The 257-nt window shown below is 62.3% G+C and carries 1 protein-coding gene; it reads right to left on the bottom strand.

Annotated elements, in window-relative coordinates; all coding sequences use genetic code 11:
* Window positions 1-174, bottom strand: a 174-nt coding sequence (locus tag SB658_RS25415) for an ESPR domain-containing protein (protein ID WP_410603210.1), incomplete at its 3' end; no start/stop codon positions are given.
* Window positions 175-257: the final 83 nt, after the last annotated feature.

Consider the following 257-nt stretch of genomic DNA (forward strand, 5'->3'; position numbering starts at 1 on the left):
GGCTTCGCCGGAAGGCAGCGCGAAGGCGGGCAGGGCGACGAGGCCGAGCAGCGAGGCGGTGGCGGCGGCGAGACGCTTGCCGCTACCGGTCTTGCCACGACGTCGCGCGGTTTCCCCGACCGCGGTCCAGCATTGCTGCGTCTGGTTCCATACCAGTGCATAGGTCTTGTTCATCGTTCTCGTTTCCTTAACGTTGGGTGGGTGAAACGATTTGGCATTTTTCGAATAGAGGATCGAAGTCGATCGCTCGACGAGGG

Origin of the sequence: Bacillus sp. SIMBA_008 (genome assembly GCF_046535495.1) — a bacterium.
In the GTDB taxonomy this organism is placed as follows: Bacteria; Bacillota; Bacilli; order Bacillales; family Bacillaceae; genus Bacillus; species Bacillus subtilis.